The organism is Arenimonas donghaensis DSM 18148 = HO3-R19 (genome assembly GCF_000743535.1).
In the GTDB taxonomy this organism is placed as follows: Bacteria; Pseudomonadota; Gammaproteobacteria; order Xanthomonadales; family Xanthomonadaceae; genus Arenimonas; species Arenimonas donghaensis.
This window is the reverse complement of the sequence record NZ_AVCJ01000050.1, coordinates 26,811-45,184: the sequence shown is the minus strand read 5'-3', so window position 1 is coordinate 45,184 and position 18,374 is coordinate 26,811. Positions and strand designations below refer to the sequence as shown.

The 18,374-nt window shown below is 68.9% G+C and carries 17 protein-coding genes; 11 read left to right on the top strand and 6 right to left on the bottom strand.

The window, feature by feature from the left end:
* The first annotated feature begins 68 nt into the window (after window positions 1-68).
* Window positions 69-1,106 carry an L-threonine 3-dehydrogenase gene (tdh, locus tag N788_RS12560; protein WP_211250727.1) on the top strand — a complete coding sequence of 346 codons (1,038 nt, stop codon included), beginning with the start codon at window positions 69-71 and terminating at the stop codon, window positions 1,104-1,106.
* Between the two features lie 37 nt (window positions 1,107-1,143).
* Window positions 1,144-2,526: a hypothetical protein gene (locus tag N788_RS12555; RefSeq protein WP_034225637.1), complete on the top strand. Its 1,383-nt coding sequence runs from the start codon at window positions 1,144-1,146 to the stop codon at window positions 2,524-2,526.
* Between the two features lie 53 nt (window positions 2,527-2,579).
* Here N788_RS12555 and N788_RS12550 read toward each other — a convergent pair whose 3' ends face one another.
* The gene (locus N788_RS12550; RefSeq protein ID WP_034225635.1) at window positions 2,580-3,308 is read right to left on the bottom strand and encodes a TorF family putative porin; all 729 of its coding nucleotides are present in this window, start codon (window positions 3,306-3,308) and stop codon (window positions 2,580-2,582) included.
* A gap of 112 nt (window positions 3,309-3,420) precedes the next feature.
* Here N788_RS12550 and kbl point away from each other — a divergent pair, with 112 nt between their 5' ends.
* Entirely contained in the window at window positions 3,421-4,620 is a 1,200-nt protein-coding gene (gene kbl, locus N788_RS12545; RefSeq protein WP_034225633.1) for a glycine C-acetyltransferase, read from the top strand.
* A 17-nt stretch (window positions 4,621-4,637) separates the two neighbouring features.
* On the opposite strand, the gene N788_RS12540 is transcribed toward kbl, so the two are convergent.
* On the bottom strand, window positions 4,638-5,138 hold the full coding sequence (locus N788_RS12540) for a GNAT family N-acetyltransferase (protein WP_034225631.1): 501 nt from the start codon (window positions 5,136-5,138) through the stop codon (window positions 4,638-4,640).
* Window positions 5,139-5,140: 2 nt separating this feature from the next.
* A complete protein-coding gene (locus N788_RS12535; RefSeq protein ID WP_051924642.1) occupies window positions 5,141-5,899 on the bottom strand; it encodes a pseudouridine synthase in 759 nt (252 codons plus the stop codon).
* 88 nt (window positions 5,900-5,987) lie between these two features.
* Here N788_RS12535 and N788_RS12530 point away from each other — a divergent pair, with 88 nt between their 5' ends.
* Genes N788_RS12530 through N788_RS12500 form a run of 7 tightly spaced genes read left to right on the top strand, consistent with a single transcriptional unit; the run spans window position 5,988 to window position 12,620 of the window.
* Window positions 5,988-6,950: an acyl-CoA desaturase gene (locus N788_RS12530; RefSeq protein WP_051924641.1), complete on the top strand. Its 963-nt coding sequence runs from the start codon at window positions 5,988-5,990 to the stop codon at window positions 6,948-6,950.
* Window positions 6,947-8,191, top strand: coding sequence for an NAD(P)/FAD-dependent oxidoreductase (locus tag N788_RS12525; RefSeq protein WP_034225629.1), 1,245 nt, complete (start codon window positions 6,947-6,949; stop codon window positions 8,189-8,191). Before N788_RS12530 ends, N788_RS12525 begins: the two co-directional genes overlap by 4 nt.
* Complete coding sequence (locus N788_RS12520) at window positions 8,182-8,955, top strand: DUF1365 domain-containing protein (protein WP_034225627.1); 774 nt, start codon at window positions 8,182-8,184, stop codon at window positions 8,953-8,955. Before N788_RS12525 ends, N788_RS12520 begins: the two co-directional genes overlap by 10 nt.
* The gene (locus tag N788_RS12515) at window positions 8,952-10,229 is read left to right on the top strand and encodes an SAM-dependent methyltransferase (RefSeq protein WP_034225625.1); all 1,278 of its coding nucleotides are present in this window, start codon (window positions 8,952-8,954) and stop codon (window positions 10,227-10,229) included. Before N788_RS12520 ends, N788_RS12515 begins: the two co-directional genes overlap by 4 nt.
* Window positions 10,230-10,793: a DUF2878 domain-containing protein gene (locus tag N788_RS12510; RefSeq protein WP_034225624.1), complete on the top strand. Its 564-nt coding sequence runs from the start codon at window positions 10,230-10,232 to the stop codon at window positions 10,791-10,793.
* Complete coding sequence (locus tag N788_RS12505) at window positions 10,790-11,584, top strand: DUF1295 domain-containing protein (protein ID WP_034225622.1); 795 nt, start codon at window positions 10,790-10,792, stop codon at window positions 11,582-11,584. Before N788_RS12510 ends, N788_RS12505 begins: the two co-directional genes overlap by 4 nt.
* Before the next feature lie 4 nt (window positions 11,585-11,588).
* Window positions 11,589-12,620 (top strand): SAM-dependent methyltransferase, encoded by a 1,032-nt coding sequence (locus N788_RS12500; RefSeq protein WP_034225620.1) that lies wholly within the window; start codon window positions 11,589-11,591, stop codon window positions 12,618-12,620.
* A 7-nt stretch (window positions 12,621-12,627) separates the two neighbouring features.
* On the opposite strand, the gene N788_RS14085 is transcribed toward N788_RS12500, so the two are convergent.
* The 3 genes from N788_RS14085 to N788_RS12485 all read right to left on the bottom strand — a co-directional run bounded on the left by N788_RS14085 (window position 12,628) and on the right by N788_RS12485 (window position 15,903).
* Window positions 12,628-13,089: an HAD family hydrolase gene (locus tag N788_RS14085; protein ID WP_051924640.1), complete on the bottom strand. Its 462-nt coding sequence runs from the start codon at window positions 13,087-13,089 to the stop codon at window positions 12,628-12,630.
* A gap of 143 nt (window positions 13,090-13,232) precedes the next feature.
* The gene (locus N788_RS12490) at window positions 13,233-14,303 is read right to left on the bottom strand and encodes an OmpA family protein (RefSeq protein WP_034225810.1); all 1,071 of its coding nucleotides are present in this window, start codon (window positions 14,301-14,303) and stop codon (window positions 13,233-13,235) included.
* 151 nt (window positions 14,304-14,454) lie between these two features.
* Window positions 14,455-15,903 carry a bifunctional 2-methylcitrate dehydratase/aconitate hydratase gene (locus N788_RS12485; RefSeq protein ID WP_034225618.1) on the bottom strand — a complete coding sequence of 483 codons (1,449 nt, stop codon included), beginning with the start codon at window positions 15,901-15,903 and terminating at the stop codon, window positions 14,455-14,457.
* A 162-nt stretch (window positions 15,904-16,065) separates the two neighbouring features.
* Between N788_RS12485 and N788_RS12480 the strand changes: the two genes are divergently transcribed.
* Window positions 16,066-18,093: an NADPH-dependent 2,4-dienoyl-CoA reductase gene (locus N788_RS12480; RefSeq protein ID WP_034225616.1), complete on the top strand. Its 2,028-nt coding sequence runs from the start codon at window positions 16,066-16,068 to the stop codon at window positions 18,091-18,093.
* Window positions 18,094-18,374: the final 281 nt, after the last annotated feature.

Genomic DNA, 18,374 nt, shown 5'->3' with positions numbered 1-18,374 from the left:
CGATTCACGGCTGGCGGGTATAATTGGCGGCTTCACGGCCCGGCAAGGGCCTCGCGGACCGACAAGACATGGCACAGCAAACGATGAAGGCGCTGGTGAAGCGCCACCCCGAGAAAGGCATCTGGATGGAAGAGGTGCCGGTGCCTTCGCCCGGCCCCAACGAAGTGCTGATCAAGCTCGAGAAGACCGCGATCTGCGGCACCGACCTGCATATCTACAAGTGGGACGAGTGGAGCCAGCGCACCATCAAGCCCGGCCTGGTGATCGGCCACGAATTCGTCGGCCGCATCGTCGAGATGGGTCCGGGCGTCACCGGCTACGCGCTGGGTGACCGCGTTTCGGCCGAAGGCCACATCGTCTGCGGGCACTGCCGCAACTGCCGCGCCGGCCGCCAGCACCTGTGCCCCAACACCACCGGCATCGGCGTCAACCGCAACGGCGCCTTCGCCGAATACGTGGTGATGCCTTCGTCCAACCTGTGGCCGATCCCGGACAGCATCCCCTCGGAGCTGGCCGCGTTCTTCGACCCCTACGGCAACGCCGCGCATTGCGCGCTGGAGTTCGACGTGGTCGGCGAGGACGTGCTCATCACCGGTGCCGGCCCGATCGGCATCATCGCCGCCGGCATCTGCAAGCACATCGGCGCCCGCAACGTGGTGGTGACCGACGTCAACGACTACCGCCTCAAGCTCGCCGCCGACATGGGCGCCACCCGCGTGGTCAACGTCTCCAAGCAGTCGCTCAAGGACGTCATGAAGGACCTGCACATGGAGGGCTTCGACGTGGCGCTGGAGATGAGCGGCAACCCGCACGCCTTCAACGACATGCTCGACTGCATGTACCACGGCGGCAAGATCGCCCTGCTGGGCATCCTTCCCAACGGCGCCGGCATCAACTGGGACAAGGTCATCTTCAAGGGCCTGGTGCTGCACGGCATCTACGGCCGGAAGATGTACGAGACCTGGTACAAGATGACCCAGCTGCTGCAGTCGGGCTTCCCGCTGGGCAAGGTGCTCACCCACCAGATGCACGTGGACGACTTCCAGAAGGGCTTCGAGCTGATGGACAGCGGCCAGTGCGGCAAGGTCGTTTGCAGCTGGGGCTGAGCCCCTTCCCGACGACGCCGGATTCGCCGAACCCACCGTGAGCCGCTCCGTCGGCACGCTGCCGCTCGCCCTGGCCCTGGCGCTTGCCGGACTTGCCGCGATTGCCGTGGCACCGGCCCGGGCCGAGGACCCTGCCCGCGAAACGCCCCTACCGGCCGCATCGCTGGTGCAGGGCTCGCTGCTGGCGGGCCCCGGCTGGACGGTCGGGGAAGAGGCGCGGGTCCGGGGCGGGCTTGCCCGTTTCACCCTGCACACCGACTGGGGCAGCCTGTCCGTGGACGGCGTCGAGCAGCTGGCGGTCCGGGTCGGCGAAGTGCCGGCGCTGGCGGCCCTGGACGAGGCGACCGTGCGCGGCGTGGTCGCCGACGCGGCGCGGGAACGCGCCCTGGTGCCGGTGGCCGCGGTCGGCGACATCGCCGCCGAACCGGCCCGGGCCGGCATGGGACTGCCCGCGGGCGTGGGCCGGTACTTCTCGGAAAAGTGGCAGCGCCTGCGCGCGTCCGTGCGCCGCGTGGTCGACATGGGCAACGAACACTGGATGCACTCGGGCTCGCCCTACACCAATCCGGGCGGGGCACTGGGCGCGGCCGGTGACGATGCACCGGAGCGGCGGCGGGGGTTCTGGCGCCGCCTGGGCCGCGAAGCCGAGCGCCTGGCGGAGCAGGAAGTGGGTTACGCCTCGGCCCGCCGCGCGCTGGCGGTGCGGCTGGGCGTCGATCCCGGCACCCGCAACCCCTTGCTGGCACCGAAGCTCGATGGCCTGGCCTGGGCGGAAACCAGCGGCCGCTACGCGTCGGGTTACGTCCTGGGCCTGCTGGGCGGGCCGGCGACGATGGTGCTGGGTCGGGCGGTTCAAGTGGACCAGTGGGTGCTCAAGGCCCGGCCGGCCCAGGTCCGGCGCGTCAACGCCGGCATCCTCGAGCTGCACTGCACGGACGGCCTGCTCAGTCGCACCTTCCTGCGCGACCGCGCCTACGGCGCCCTGCTGCAATCGGAATTCGTCCGCCTGCTCGACGCGGTGGACCCGGACGACGGCTGCGAGCTGCTGCTCGAAACGGCGCTGATGGCGGGCGATGAACCGCAGGCCCGGTTCGTCGTCAATGGCATGCGACTGCTCGACGCCAGCCTGCCCGCGGAGGCGCGCCGTGGTCGTTTCGTCACGCAGGGCGCGTGGGTGGCCTACCTGGATCCGCAGGGCGGGCTCTGGCTGCCTCTGGGGCTCGACTGGCTGGACTGGGACGAGCAAATGGCGCGATGGCTGGACCAGGAGGTGTTCGCCCATGCCGGCGAGCGCCGGCTGCTGGTCGGGGGCCACGTCACCGACGCCGCACGCATCGAACTGCTGGCCCGTGGCTGGCGGCTCGTGCAGGTCCGCGACTACCCGGGCCGCCCGCCCTACGCCGAAGAACCCGGCTACTGAAACGACGAAGGCCGCCTTTGCCGGCGGCCTTCGTCCTGGCGGCGCGCGGAGGATCAGCCTCCGATCGACAGGGTCAGCATGAACCGGTTGTCGGCGGCGTCGCCGAAGTTGACGTCGCCCTCGCTGTCGGTGGCGTAGTAGCCGATGGCGGCGTTGACCGGCCCGAAGTCGCGGTTGAACGAGAACGAAAAGTCGCTGTAGTCCTCGATGCCGGTGGACGAGCCGAAGGTGCTGTGGCCGACGGTGACGTCCAGCCCCCAGTCGTAGCCCAGGTCGAAACTGCCGCCCACGGCGTAATAGAAACCGTCGTCGTCGAGCGCGTAGACGTCGTTGGTGTAGCCCAGGGTGAACGACCAGGTCTCGTCCAGGGCCAGGACGCCGATGAACTCGTTGTAGTCGATGTCGCCGTAGCCGTCCTGCTCGCCGATGTAGTTGTAGCGGTTGAGCATCAGGTCGAGGTTCCAGCGATCGGACAGGTCGACGTTCCAGCCGATGTAGGTATCGATCTCGACGTCCGGGCCACCGGCGCCGAAGTCGACGTTCGAGCCCCAAGCGCCGACATACAGACCGTTGTCGAAGCCCAGGTCGGCGCCGAGCTGCAGCGAGGCTTCGCCATCGGTCTGGGAAACGCCGCGGAACATGTAGTCGGTGGCGATGGCGGCGTTCCAGCTGAGCATGGACGCCTCTTCGGAAGCGTCGTCCTCGTCCTGGGCGGCGGCGGCCAGCGGCAGCGCGACCAGGGCGGCGGCCAGGGCGAAGGGCAGGAGTTTGCGGGTCTTCATCGGGACAGGTCCTTGTGGAAGGGGCAGCACTGGCTGGAGCATAGGGGATGCTGCAGCGCAACAAACAGGTCTTGGCATAATGCCGGCCCCAGTCCTTGCCAGAGCCCAGCCCATGCCCTCGTCCGACCTCGCCCGCTACGCCGCCGAACTCGACGCCATCCGCGACCAGGGCCTGTTCAAATCCGAGCGTGTGATCACCGGGCCGCAGTCGGCCGAAATCGCGCTGGCCGACGGCGCGAAGGTGCTCAATTTCTGCGCCAACAACTACCTGGGCCTGGCCGACCACCCGGACGTGATCCAGGCCGCGAAGGACGCGCTCGACAGCCACGGCTTCGGCATGGCGAGCGTCCGCTTCATCTGCGGCACCCAGGACCTGCACAAGGAGCTGGAGGCGAAGATCGCCGGCTTCTTCGGCAAGCAGGACACGATCCTGTACGCGGCCTGCTTCGACGCCAACGGCGGTCTGTTCGAGCCGCTGCTGGGCGAGCAGGACGCGATCATTTCCGATGCGCTCAACCACGCCTCGATCATCGACGGCGTGCGCCTTTGCAAGGCCAAGCGCTATCGCTACGCCAACTGCGACATGGCCGACCTGGAAAAGCAGCTGCAGCAGGCCAAGGCGGACGGCGCGCGCACGATCATGATCACCACCGACGGCGTGTTCTCGATGGACGGTTTCATCGCGCCGCTGGACCAGATCACCGCGTTGGCGGAGAAGTACGGCGCCCTGGTGCACATCGACGAGTGCCACGCCACCGGCTTCCTGGGCGAAACCGGCCGCGGCAGCGCCGAGGTCAAGGGCGTGCTGGAGAAGATCGACATCATCACCGGCACCCTGGGCAAGGCCCTGGGCGGCGCGCTGGGCGGTTTCACCACCGGCCGGGCGGAAGTGATCGAGATGCTGCGCCAGCGTTCGCGCCCCTACCTGTTCTCCAATTCGCTGCCGCCGCACGTGGTGGCCGCGGGCACCCGGGTGTTCGACATGCTGGCCACCGCGGGCGACCTGCGCGGGTGCCTGCAGGAGAACACCGCCTACTTCCGCGAGCAAATGACCGCCGCCGGCTTCGACCTCAAGCCCGGCGTGCACCCGATCGTGCCGGTGATGCTCTACGACGCACCGCTGGCGCAGGCCTTCGCCACCCGGCTGCTGGAGGAAGGCATCTACGTGATCGGTTTCTTCTTCCCGGTCGTGCCCAAGGGCCAGGCCCGCATCCGCACCCAGATGTCGGCCGCCCACACCCGCGAACACCTGGACCGCGCCATCGCCGCGTTCACCAAGGTCGGCCGGGAACTGGGCGTCATCGGCGGCTGAGGCCAGCCGCCGCGCCGTCAGCGCGGTTTCACCCGGGCCAGGCTCAGCGCGTCCACGTAACTGCCATCGCGGAAGGCGAAATCGCGATGGCGGCCTTCCTCGACGAACCCGTGGCGCGTGTAGAGCGCGATGCCAGCCGCGTTGTCGGCGTAGACCTGCAGCTCCAGCCGGCGCAGCTGCAGCCAGCCATCGGCGAGCCCAAGCGCTGCCTTCAGCAGCGCGGTGCCGACCCCCCGCCCCTGGAAATCATCGCGCACGCCCATGCCCAGGTCGCCGACGTGGCGCCGGCGCGGGTTCGTCGACAGGTAAAGACCCAGTTGCCCGGCCACCTCGCCGCCGACGCAGGCCAGCAGCAGGTGCGCGTTGGGGTCCACGGCCTGCAGCCGCTGCCGCCATAGGTCGAGCGAGGGGAACGGCAACTGCAGGGTGCCCGCCTGCGCGATGGGCGCGGCGTAGATGGCCTGCACCGCGGCGAAGTCTTCGGGCTCGGCGCGGCGTATGGATATCGGATCGGACATGCTCATCTCCGGCCCACCGGGGCCAATGCCGATAGTTCCGCGTCGTCGAGGCGACGCCAAGCCCCCTTGGCCAGGGTGCCCAGCGGCAGCGTGCCGATGGCGACCCGGATCAGGCGCCGGGTCTGCAGGCCTTCAGCCGCCAGCAGCCGGCGGATCTGCCGGTTGCGGCCTTCGTCGAGCACGATCTCGAGCCAGGCGGTGCGGCCGCCGCTGCGCAGCAGGCGGGCCGATTTCGCCGCCAGGCGCTCGCCGTCGCAGTCGACACCCACGACCAGTCGCGCCAGCCGGGAGTCGTCGGGCACCGCATCCACCTGCACGTGGTAGGTCTTGTCGGGGCCGGTCGCCGGGTCGGTGATCGCGGCCGCCCAGGCCGGGTCGTTGGCCATGAGCAGCAGCCCCTCGCTGGCCTGGTCCAGACGCCCGACGGGTGCCAGCCAGGGCAGGCCGCTGCCTTCCAGGCAGCGGTAGACGGTGTCGCGTCCGCGCTCGTCGCTGGCCGTGGTGACCAGGCCGCGTGGCTTGTTGAGTGCGATGACCACCCGTCCGGCGGCGGCCAGCGGTTTGCCGTCCAGCGAAAGGCGATCACGTCCCTGGACGACGGGGAATTCCGGATCGCCGACCGGTTTGCCATTGACCGCGACGCGTCCGGCTTCCACCCAGCGCGCCGCTTCGGTTCGCGAGCAAAGGCCCAGCTTCGAGAGCACGCGGGCGACGCCGTGTCGTGGCGTGTTGCCCGTGGATTTTCGCGTCGGCGCGTTCATGCGTGAAGCATGGCGCAGGCCGGGCGCGTGGCGCCAGCCCGGGGCCCGGTTCACCGACCCATCACCGCGTGAAGCCGACCATTCGCCCATGCCGACTACGCCGCCCTCCCCTACCCACGCCACCGGCTGGCGCCGCCCCCTGCAGGCGCTGGCGCTATGGTTCGACACCGGCGCCGCGCCCGTCGAGGACGGCCGCGACCCCGACCGCATCGACTGGCTGCGGGTGCTGCCCTTCGTCGGCCTGCACCTGGCCTGCCTGGGCGTGGTCTGGGTCGGGTTCTCCTGGTTCGCGCTCGGGACGGCGGTGGCGCTTTACGCGGCACGCATGTTCGCGATCACCGGCTTCTACCACCGCTACTTCTCGCACAAGGCCTTCCGCACCTCGCGACCGGTGCAGTTCGTCTTCGCCCTCGTCGGCGCGGCCTCGGTGCAGCGCGGGCCGCTGTGGTGGGCCGCGCATCACCGTCACCACCATCGCCACGCCGATACCGAACACGACGTGCATTCGCCGCGCCACGGCTTCCTGCACAGCCACATGGGCTGGTTCCTGACCCGGCGATCCTTCCGCACGGACCTCGATTCCGTGCGCGACCTGGCGCGCTTCCCGGAACTGCGCCTGCTCGATCGCTACGACATCCTGGTGCCGGTGCTGCTGGCCACGGGCCTGTTCGGCCTGGGTGCCTGGTTGGAAACGGCTTTCCCGGGACTGGGCACGAACGGGCCGCAGCTCCTGGTCTGGGGTTTCTTCGTGTCCACGGTGGTGCTCTTCCATGTCACGGTCACCATCAACTCCCTGGCCCACCGATGGGGCAGCCGCCGCTTCGCCACCCGCGACGACAGCCGCAACAATGCGCTGCTGGCGCTGCTCACCTTCGGCGAAGGCTGGCACAACAACCACCACCACTTTCCCGGCTCGGCCCGCCAGGGCTTTGCCTGGTGGGAGCTGGACCTGACCTACCTGGGACTGCGCGCCCTGGCGGCGCTGGGCCTGGTGAGCGACCTGCGGCCGGTTCCGGCGGCGCTGCGCAACGTCCGCCGGGAGCCGGCATGAAGATCGCCGTCGTGGGCAGCGGCATCGCCGGCCTCGGCGCCGCCTGGCTGCTCTCGCGCGCGCACGAGGTGGTGCTGTTCGAGCGCGAGTCCCGGCTCGGCGGCCACACCCACACGCACCGCGTCGAACAGGCCGGCCGCAGCTATCGCGTGGATTCCGGTTTCATCGTCTTCAACCCGGGCAACTATCCGCTGCTGACCCGGCTCTTCGATGAGCTGGCCATCCCCAGCCAGCCGACGACCATGAGCTTCTCGGTGCACGACGAGGGCAATGGCCTGGAGTACAACGCCACCGACCTGGACGGCCTGTTCTGCCAGCGCCGGAACCTGGTCTCGCCGCGATTCTGGCGGATGGTGGGCGACATCCGGCGTTTCTACCGGGAAGCGCCGGCGCTGCTGGCCGAAGCCGGCGAAGGCCCCACCCTCGGCCAATACCTGCAGGACGGCGGCTATTCGGAACTGTTCACCCGGGACCACCTGGTGCCGATGGCCTCGGCGCTGTGGTCGTCCCCATCGCAGTCGGTCCTCGCGTTCCCGGCCAAATACCTGGTGGCGTTCATGGCCAACCACCACATGCTGCAGATCAGCGACCGGCCGCAGTGGCGGGTGGTGTGCGGCGGCTCTTCGCGTTATGTCGAAGCCATGCAGAAAAATTGGTCGGCTCAGGTGCGGCTGTCGAGCCCCGTGCGCCGGATCCGTCGCGGCGAGACCGCGGTGGAGATCGATACCGACCAGGGCAGCGAACGATTCGACCAGGTCGTGCTGGCCTGTCACAGCGACCAGGCCCTGGCCCTGCTGGCCGACCCCAGCCCGGCCGAGCGCGAGGTGCTGGGCGCCATTCCCTACCAGGCCAATGAAACGGTGCTGCACACCGACGCCCGGCTGCTACCGAAGCGACGCAAGGCCTGGGCGGCCTGGAATGCCCACGTGCCGCGCGATCAAAACGCCCACTGCACCGTCAGCTATTGCATGAACCACCTCCAGTCGTTCGACAGCCCGGAGCCCTTCGTCGTCACCCTCGGCCGCGGCCAGGCGATCGACCCCGCCAAGGTGCTGGCGCGCATGAACTACCATCACCCCGTGTACACGCATGCCAGCGTCGCCGCCCAGGCCCGCCGGGCCGAGGTCAATGGCGTCAACCGCACCTGGTACGCCGGCGCCTACTGGGGTCATGGCTTCCACGAGGACGGCCTGCGCAGCGGCATCGACGTCGCGCGTTCGCTGGGCGTGCAATGGGCCTGAATTCGGCCATCTACGAAGGCTGGGTGCGGCATCGGCGGCATGCGCCGGTGGGTCATGCCTTCCGCTACCGCATGTTCCAGCTGTACCTGGACCTGGCCGAACTCGACCAGGTGTTCTCGGGCCGCTGGCTCTGGTCGGTGGACCGGCCGAACCTGGCGCAGTTCCGCCGGCGCGACTATTTCGGCGACCCGTCGCTGCCGCTCGACGTCGCCGTGCGCGACCACGTGCAGGGGCAGCGCGGCCAGCGACCGACCGGCCCGATCCGGTTGCTGACCCATGGCCGCTATTTCGGCAAGACCATGAACCCGGTCAGCTTCTACTACGGCTACGGCGACGACGGGGTGACCCTGGACTGGGTGCTTGCCGAGATCACCAATACGCCCTGGAACCAGCGCCACGCCTACCTGCTCGACGTCGCCGACGCCCAGGACCACGGCGGCGTGTTGCACTGGGACTTTGACAAGGCCTTCCATGTCTCGCCCTTCATGCCCATGCAGCGGCGTTATCGCTGGATCCTGCAGCCGCCGGATGAATCGCTGCGCGTTCACATGGACGTGATGCGGGATGACCAGCGGGAATTCGACGCCACGCTGGTGCTCGAGCGCCGGCCACTGACCGGAAACACGCTGGCTTCATGCCTGGCGCGTTATCCATTGCTTACCGCGAAGGTGGGCGCCGCGATCTACTGGCAGGCCGCGCGCCTTTGGCTCAAACGCACGCCCTTCCATCCGCATCCCGATTCACTGCCCCGGAGTCCCCGATGAGTTCAACCGCCGACAGCCTGGCCAGCCCCGCGCAACGTGCCGCCCGCTACGGCGCGCTCGACCGCGCGCTGCGCCAGCGCCTGCTGGCCACCCTCGACGGCCTCGCGGGCGGCCGCGTGCAGGTGGTGGACGCGCTGGGCACGGTCAACCTGGGCAGCGACCCGGGCCTGGCCGTGCGCATCGAAGTGCTGGACCCGGGTTTTTACCGCGCGGCCGCTGCCCAGGGTTCGGTCGGCGCCGGCGAGGCCTACATGGACGGCCTGTGGCGTTGCGACGACCTGGTGGCGCTGGTGCGCCTGCTGGTCATCAACCGCGACCGCCTGGACGCCATGGAAACCGGGCTGGCGCGTGTCGGCGGCTGGCTGCTGCGCGGCTGGCACGCCCTGCGCCGCAACACCCGCGCCGGCAGCCGGCGCAACATCGCCGCGCACTACGACCTGGGCAACCCGCTGTTCGAACTGTTCCTGGATGAGTCGATGATGTACTCCTCGGCGATCTTCGCCGACGAGGACGAAAGCCTGGAGCAGGCGCAGTGGCGCAAGCTCGAGCGCATCTGCCACAAGCTCGACCTCAAGCCGAGCGATCACCTGGTCGAGATCGGCACCGGCTGGGGTGGCCTGGCGGTGCACGCCGCTTCGCGCTTTGGCTGCCGCGTCACCACCACGACCATTTCCAGGGAACAGCACGCCCTGGCCCTGGAGCGGGTGGCCGCGGCCGGCCTGTCGGACCGGGTGACGGTGTTGCTCAACGACTATCGCGACCTGCAGGGCGAATACGACAAGCTGGTCTCGATCGAGATGGTGGAGGCCATCGGCCACCAGTACCTGGAAACCTACCTGGCCAAGTGCGCCTCGTTGCTCAAGCCCGACGGCCTGGCGCTGATCCAGGCGATCACGATCGAGGACCACCGTTACCAGCAGGCGCTGGGCTCGGTGGACTTCATCAAGCGATTCATCTTCCCGGGCAGCTTCATACCGAGCGTCAGCGCCCTCACCGGCGCCGCCGCCAAGGCCAGCGACCTGCGCCTGGTCAACCTCGAGGACATCGGACCGAGTTATGCGCTGACCCTGCGCCACTGGCGCCTTCGCTTCCTCGATCGCCTCGACGAAGTGCGCCGCCAGGGTTACGACGAGCGTTTCATCCGGATGTGGGAGTTCTACCTTTGTTACTGCGAGGGCGGCTTCATCGAGCGCTCCATTGGCGACGTGCACCTGCTGATGGCGCGCCCGGGCAATCGTCGTCCGCAGTACCTGCCCGCCCCCGAGGCAGCCTGAATGAAGGGCGCCTGGCTCACCCTCGCCAACGTGGTCGGCTTCCAGGCCGTCTGGCTGGCCAGCGTCGCCGGCGCCGGTGCCGGACTGGCCTGGGCCGGCCCGCTGGCCGCGCTGGCCTTCGCGGCGGCGATGCTGGCCTGGGGTGGCCGCGCACGCGACGACCTGCGCCTGTTGGCCGTGGCCCTGCCGCTGGGCATCGCACTCGACAGCGCCTTCGCCGCCTCGGGCTGGTTGGTGTATGCCGAAGCCTGGCCGTGGACGGGCGTCGCGCCGGCCTGGATCGCGTCGCTGTGGGTCGGTTTCGCGCTCACGCTCAATCATTCGATGGCACGCCTGCGGCAATGGCCGCTGGCCGCCGCGGCCCTGGGCCTGGTTGGCGGCCCGCTGGCCTACTGGACCGCCGCCGGCGCCTTCGACGCCGTGAGTTTCGGCGCCCCGGTGGCCAGCGTGCTCACGGCGCTGGCGCTGGGTTGGGCGGTGGTGCTGCCCCTGCTGTTCGCGATCGACGGACGGCTGGCCGTCGCCGGTGACGCCGGCGCCCGACGCAGGAGGACGACGGCATGAATCCCTGGATGACGGTGGGCCTGGTCTGGCTGGGCTCGGCGCTGGCCATGGTGGCGCTCTGGGCCTTCGCGATGCGCGTGCGCAACGTGGGCTACGTGGACGTGGGCTGGGCCGGGCTGATGGCGCTGGCGGCGCTGTTGGTGGGCGTGGTCGGCGAGGGCTCGCCGATGAGCCGCGGCCTGGTGGCGATGTTCGGCAGCGTCTGGGGCGCACGCCTGTGCCTGCACCTGCTGCACCGCGTACTCAACGAAGAAGAAGACGGCCGCTACCGCGCGCTGCGCGCGGAATGGAACGGCAGCCCGGCGAAATTCTTCGCGTTTTTCCAGCTCCAGGCGGTGGTCGTGGCCCTGTTCGCCCTGCCCTTCATCGCCGCGGCCGACAACGGGGTCTACCATCTCACGGGCTGGACGGCTTTGGCCGTGCTGGTCTGGCTGGGCGCGATGGCCGGGGAAAGCCTGGCCGACCGCCAGCTGGCGCGATTCCGCGCCGACGCGTCCAATGCCGGCAAGACCTGCCGGATCGGCCTGTGGGGCTGGTCGCGGCACCCGAACTATTTTTTCGAGTGGCTGCACTGGTTCGCCTATGTCTGCCTGGCGGTGGGCGGCGACCTGTTCTGGCTGAGCCTGGTCGGCCCGGTCCTGATGTTCGCCTTCCTCTACCGGGTCAGCGGCATCCCCTGGACCGAAAAACAGGCCGAACGCAGCCGCGGCGAGGACTACCGCCGCTACCAGCGCGAGGTCAGCGCCTTCTTCCCCTGGCCGCCGCGCAAGTCTTCCCCTTCCCTGGAGTGACCGGATGTCCCTGATCGAACTTTGCGAGCGCGGGCTGGTGCCCGACGCGCTGACCCGCCTCGGTATCCGCCGGCTGTGTGCCCAGCGGCTTCGCGAGGAAGGCGGCGGCGACCTGGACCGTGCCGATGCCCGCTTCCGCGAACTGCTCGCCGAACTGCGCCTGAGCCCCATCGCGATCGAGACGGCGGCCGCCAACGAACAACACTACGAAGTGCCGGCACGATTCTTCGAACTGTGCCTGGGCGCACGGCTGAAATACTCCAGCGCCTACTATCCGACCGGCCACGAGAGCCTGGACCAGGCCGAGGAGGCCATGCTGGCCCTGTACGGCGAGCGGGCGGAGCTTGCCGACGGCCAGCACATCCTGGAACTGGGCTGCGGCTGGGGGTCGCTGACGCTCTGGATGGCGGCCCGCTATCCGAACGCGCGCATCACCGGCGTCTCCAACTCGGCCAGCCAGCGCGAACACATCATGGCGCAGGCGGCGGCAAGGGGGCTGGGCAACGTCGAGATCCTGACCCGTGACGTGGTGCAGCTGGACATGCCCGAGGCGGCCTTCGACCGCGTCGTGTCCATCGAGATGTTCGAACACATGCGCAACTACCAGCACCTGCTGGCCAAGATCGCGCGCTGGCTCAAGCCCGGCGGCAAGCTGTTCGTGCACATCTTCGCGCACAGGTACCTGATGTACCCCTTCCTCACCGAGGGCGACGACAACTGGATGGGCCGGTACTTCTTCACCGGCGGCCTGATGCCGTCGGCGGACACCCTGCTGCACTTCCAGCAGGACCTGGCCATCGAACAGCGCTGGCTGCTGCCCGGTTCACACTACCAGCGCACCGCCAACCACTGGCTCGAGAACCAGGACCGCAACCACCGCGAGGTGCTGACCGTGCTCGAATCGGCCTACGGTGCCGAAGCGGCACCGCGATGGGCCCAGCGCTGGCGGATGTTCTGGATGGCCTGCGCCGAACTGTTCGGCTATGACGACGGGCGGCAGTGGCTGGTGGCGCACTACCGCTTCCGGAAGCCCTGAGGCCGGGTCAGTCGTCTTCGCGCGGCGGCGGCGGCGACGGCTTGGTGTCCGGGGCCGGCGTGACCGGGTTGGCCGCCGACGTGCCCTGCGTGGCCGAACGATGGCCACTGGCTGCGCCGGGCTGGCCGGTCGCGACGCGGATACCCTTGGCCTGCATCCAGGCGTCGAACTCCTCGGCGGTCATGCGCTTGCCGTTCTGGTTCATGTCGAAGCGGTACGGCGAGTTGTCGTGCGCGGTCTTGGGCACGTAGGCCGGCTCCACCGGCGCCGCAGCCGCCGTCGTATCCACGCACGGCAGTGCCGGGGCCTCGTCCTGGCCGGACGCCGTCGCCGGCCCGGCCGTCCCGGTCGGGGCGCAGTCCGGTTCGGCGGCCAGCGTGGTTTGAGCCGGCTCGGCGGCCTGCATCGGCTCGGCGGCAAGTGCAAGCATCGGGGCGGACAGCATCAACGAAATCAGGGTGCGTTTCATTCTTCACCGTGGGGGCGATCGGGACTGCGCAAAGCTTAGGCTTCGCAACCACGATGCGCAACGCGGTTTCCTGAACGACGTCCGCCAAAAAAACGAAGCCCGGCACTAGGCCGGGCTTCGGTATTACCTTCGAACCGTGTTGCTTAGTTCTGCACGTTCAGCTCGGTGCGGCGGTTGCGCGCACGGCCTTCGGCGGTGTCGTTGGTGTCGATCGGGCGGCTCTCGCCGTAACCGTTCGGACCGACCAGGCGATCAGCGCCGATACCGGCGTTGGTCAGGTAGTCGTACACGGTCTTGGCGCGACGTTCGGACAGACCCTGGTTGTACTGCTCGGTGCCGATGGCGTCGGTGTGACCGGCGACTTCGACCTTGAGCTGCGGGTACTTCTTCAGGATCGCGATGGCTTCGTCGAGGATCACGACCGCGTCGGGACGCAGGGTGGCCTTGTCGAAGTCGAAGTTCACGCCCTTGAGGTCGATCGTCAGCGGAACCGGGCAACCGTCCGGACCAATGGCCTGGCCGGCAACCGAACCCGGGCACTTGTCGTCGCAGTTGTTGACGCCGTCGCCGTCGTCATCGAGGTCGGCGCAGGTGGTCTGGACCACCGGCTCTTCCGGGATGACCGGGGCCGGCAGGTTGCCCAGCTTCACCAGCACGGACATCGAGGCCAGGATGTCGCCGAAGGAGTTGGAGTCCGGCGCGACCACCGAGGTGTCGTCGAAGGAGACGCGGGTGCCGAGCTCGCCACGCAGCGCGTAACGGTCGTAGTCGGCCTGCAGGCCGACGCCCAGGTTGGCGGCGAGGAAGGAATCCTCACGCTGGCCCGGGGAGTTCGGGCTCGGGAAGTTGTCGAACTCTTCCTCGGCGCGCTGGTAGCCCAGGCCCATGCGGATGTACGGCCACCAGTTGCTGCCTTCGCGCAGGAAGTGGTAGCGCGAGTCGACCGACAGGCCGTACTGGCTGAACAGCAGGTCAGAGCCGCGCAGCATCGGGTTCTGGTAGTTGGCTTCGACGTCCAGCGACCAGTTCGGGGTCAGGAACTTGCCCAGGCCGATCGTGCCGAACGCGACGTCTTCAGTGCCGCGGTCGTCGTCCTGGAAGTTGAAGCCCAGGCCGCCGGAGACGTACCAGCGGTCGTCAAAATCCTGCGCCATCGCGGAGGTTGCAGTCGCCATGGCGCCCAGGAGGGCACAGCACAGGAGTTTCTTCTTCATGATTTGCTCCATAGTTCTAATTAGGGAAACAGCTCAAACGGTGCGGACCGATGGGGTCGTTTGCAGTCCCGCCAGAGTCGGACAAACCTTAACGACTGGATTGTTAACGGGAATCTAACAAACCCCCCCGATCTTCGCAAGAAGATGTTTTTCAGGGCGTGAAGAGGTCCATGAACCGGTGGATGGGGGTGGCCTCGAACCGGGAGGTGTCCCCGGTCAGGTCCAGCAGCTGGCGGACCCGCTTGGCCGGCAGCTGGCCCGCCATGGCGGCCTCGAACTTGGCCAGCAGGGCCGGGATGCCCTCGCCGCGGCGGTCCCGGTGGCCCAGGGGGGTGTCGATGCTGACCTTGCCGCTGGAGCTGCCGTCCTTGAAGAAAACCTCCACGGAATTGCCGATATAGCGCTTTTCCGGGTCGAAGTAGTCGCGGGTGAAGTCCGGGTTCTCGCGGACCTCCATCTTTTCCCGGAGCGCGTCGATGCGCGGGTCGGCGGCGACCGCGTCCTGGTAGTCCTCGGCGGTGAGCCGGCCGAAGATCAGCGGCACCGCCACCATGTATTGCAGGCAGTGGTCGCGGTCGGCGTAGTTGTCCAGCGGCCCGGTCTTGTCGATGATCCGGACACCGGCCTCCTGGGTTTCGATGGCGATGCGCTCGATCTGGTCGAGCTTGTCCGCCACCTTGGGATGCAGCTGCATGGCGCATTCGACCGCGGTCTGGGCGTGGAACTCGGCCGGGTAGCTGATCTTGAACAGGATGTTCTCCATCACGTAGCTGCCGAACGGCCGTTCGAACTCGAACTCCTTGCCCTTGAAGGCCACGTCCGCGAAGCCCCAGGTTTTGGCGCTGACCACGCTCGGGTAGCCGACGCAGCCCTTCATGGCGTTGAGCGCATGGGTGACCGCGCGGCGGCAGGCATCGCCGGCCGCCCAGCTCTTGCGCGGCCCGGCATTGGGCGCGTGGCGATAGGTGCGCAGGGCGCCGCCGTCGGCCCAGCTATGGCTGACCGCGGTGATGATTTCCTCCTTGCCGCCGCCCATCATGTGGGTGGCGATGGCGCTCGAGGCCAGCCGCACCAGGATGACGTGGTCCAGGCCAACGCGGTTGAAGCTGTTCTTGAGCGCGTAGCAGCCCTGGATCTCGTGGGCCTTGATCGCCCAGGTGAGGATGTCGCGCACGGTGACCGGCTTGCGGCCCTCCCGCTCGGCCTTGCGGCTGAGGTAATCGCCCACCGCCAGGATGGTGCCGAGGTTGTCCGAGGGGTGGCCCCACTCCGCCGCCAGCCAGGTGTCGTTGAAGTCCAGCCAGCGCACCTGGACGCCGATGTTGTAGGCGGCCTGGGCCGGATCGAGCTCGTGCTGGGTGCCCGGTACGCGGGCCCCGCCCGGCATGGACGCCCCCGGCACCAGCGGCCCGAGGTGCTTGACGCATTCGGGATGGCGCATGGCCAGCATGGCGCAGGCCAGCGAGTCGAACAGCATGTAGCGCGCCGTCGTGTAGGCCTCGGACGAACCGATGTAGTAGTCGGTGACGTAGTTGGCGATGTCGACCATCGACGGGTCGGGCTCGGGGCGCTTGGCGGAGCGGATGTCGGGGTTGCTCATGGGCGGGCGGTCCGTGCGTGGGCGAACAATCGGTATGGTGCCAGAAGCATGAACGGATGTCGGGGACCGACGCGGCCGTTCCGGTCGCCTCGCGCGCCACGGCGCCTTGTCCGCGCCCGCTGTTACGGGCAATGTGACCGGAGTCGTTCATTGCCACCGCCCATGTCCAGCCAGCCCTACCCCAACCTCTTCCAGCCCCTCGACCTGGGCTTTTGCACCCTGCCCAACCGGATCCTGATGGGTTCGATGCACACCGGGCTGGAGGACCACGCCCGCGATTTCCCCAAGCTGGCGGCCTATTTCCGGGAACGCGCCGAGGGTGGCGTCGGCCTGATGGTCACCGGCGGCATCTCGCCCAACCTGGTCGGCTGGCTCAAACCCTTCGCCGGCAAGCTCAGCTGGCCCTGGGAGATCCACAAGCACCGCATCGTCACCGGCGCCGTGCACGAGGCCGGCGGCCGCATCTGCCTGCAGATCCTGCATGCGGGCCGTTACGCCGCGCATCCGCTGCTGGTGTCGGCGTCGAAGGTCAAGGCGCCGATCAGCCCGCTGACGCCGCGTGCCCTGACCGCCTGGGGCGTCGAGCGGCAGATCAAGGCGTTCGTCACGACCGCGAAGCTGGCGCGCGACGCCGGCTACGACGGCGTCGAGGTGATGGGCTCCGAGGGCTACCTGATCAACCAGTTCCTCAGCGCGCGCACCAACCGGCGCAAGGACAACTGGGGCGGCACGCCGGAAAACCGCATGCGCTTCGCGGTCGAGATCGTGCGCCGCATCCGCGAGGCGGTCGGGCCCGACTTCATCCTCATCTACCGGCTGTCGATGCTCGAGCTGGTGGAAAACGGCTCGGGCTGGGACGAGATCGTGATGCAGGCCAAGGCGATCGAAGCCGCCGGCGCGACCATCATCAACACCGGCATCGGCTGGCACGAGGCGCGGGTGCCGACCATCTCCACCTCGGTGCCGCGGGCCGCGTTCGCCGGCGTCACCGCCAAGCTCAAGCCGCTGGTCGGCCTGCCCCTGGTGGCGACCAACCGCATCAACATGCCCGACGAGGCCGAGGCCATCATCGCCGGCGGCCAGGCCGACATGGTGTCGATGGCGCGCCCGCTGCTGGCCGACCCGGCCTGGGCACGCAAAGCCCGTGAAGGCCGCCGCGACGAGATCAACACCTGCATCGCCTGCAACCAGGCCTGCCTGGACCATGTTTTCGTCGGCAAGAAGGCCAGCTGCCTGGTCAATCCGCGCGCCTGCGCCGAGACCGAGCTCAACTACACGCCGACGGCGACCCCAAGGCGGGTCGCGGTGGTGGGCGCCGGCCCCGCCGGGCTGGCCTGCGCGACGGTCGCGGCCGGTCGTGGCCACCGGGTCACCCTGTTCGATTCGGCCGGCGAGATCGGCGGCCAGTTCAACCTGGCCAAGAAGATCCCGGGCAAGGAAGAGTTCCACGAGACCCTGCGCTATTTCGGGCGCCAGCTGGCCCTGACCGGCGTGGACCTGCGCCTGGGCCAGCGGGTGGACGCCGCGGCGCTGGCGGCGGGCGGCTACGACGACGTGGTGCTGGCCACCGGCATCCGCCCCCGCAAGGTCGATTTCCCCGGCGCCGACCACCCCAAGGTGGTTTCCTACCTGGACGTCCTGCAGGGCCGGGTCGTGCCCGGCCACCGGGTGGCGATCATCGGCGCCGGCGGCATCGGTTACGACGTCGCCGAGTTCCTCGTGCAGGAAGGCCCTTCGCCCAGCCTCGACCCCGCCCTGTGGATGGCCGAATGGGGCGTCTCCCCCGACTTCGAAGGTCCGGGCGGGCTGGCCAGGCCCCGGCCCGAACCGCCGGCCCGCGCGCTCTGGCTGCTCCAGCGCAGCCCGGGCAAACCCGGCGCCCGGCTGGGCAAGACCACCGGCTGGATCCACCGGGCCGCGCTCAAGGCCAAGGGCGTGCAGGCCCTGGGCGGCGTTGAATACCTGCGCGTGGACGATACCGGCCTGCGCATCCGCGTGGACGGCCAGGAGCGGCTGCTCGAGGTGGACCACGTGGTCGTCTGCGCCGGCCAGGTGCCGCTTCGCGAACTGGTCGAGCCGCTCGAAGCCGCCGGCCTGGCCACGCACCTCATCGGCGGTGCCGACGTGGCCGCGGAACTCGACGCCAAGCGCGCCATTGCCCAGGGAAGCCGGCTCGCCGCGTCCCTCTGAGCAATTACTCCAATAAGAATCAAAGGCTTGGCCAGGCCCGTTCAGGCAAGGTTCGGGACCTTCGAGTAGTATGCGCGGCTGGAATCGACGCCCGGCCCCTGGCCGCGTCGACTAATCGGCCCCGGAGCACATGGCTCCCAGGGGATTCCGGCGGGTCGCCCACCTGACGCCAGCGACCCCGGAGTGCGAGCCTCGCTCGTCCATCCCCAAAACGCCAGGCCGCACCTTCACCCCCAATCCGTTGGTCCCTTGCGGGAGCCGCCGTCTGGCGGATGGAAAAG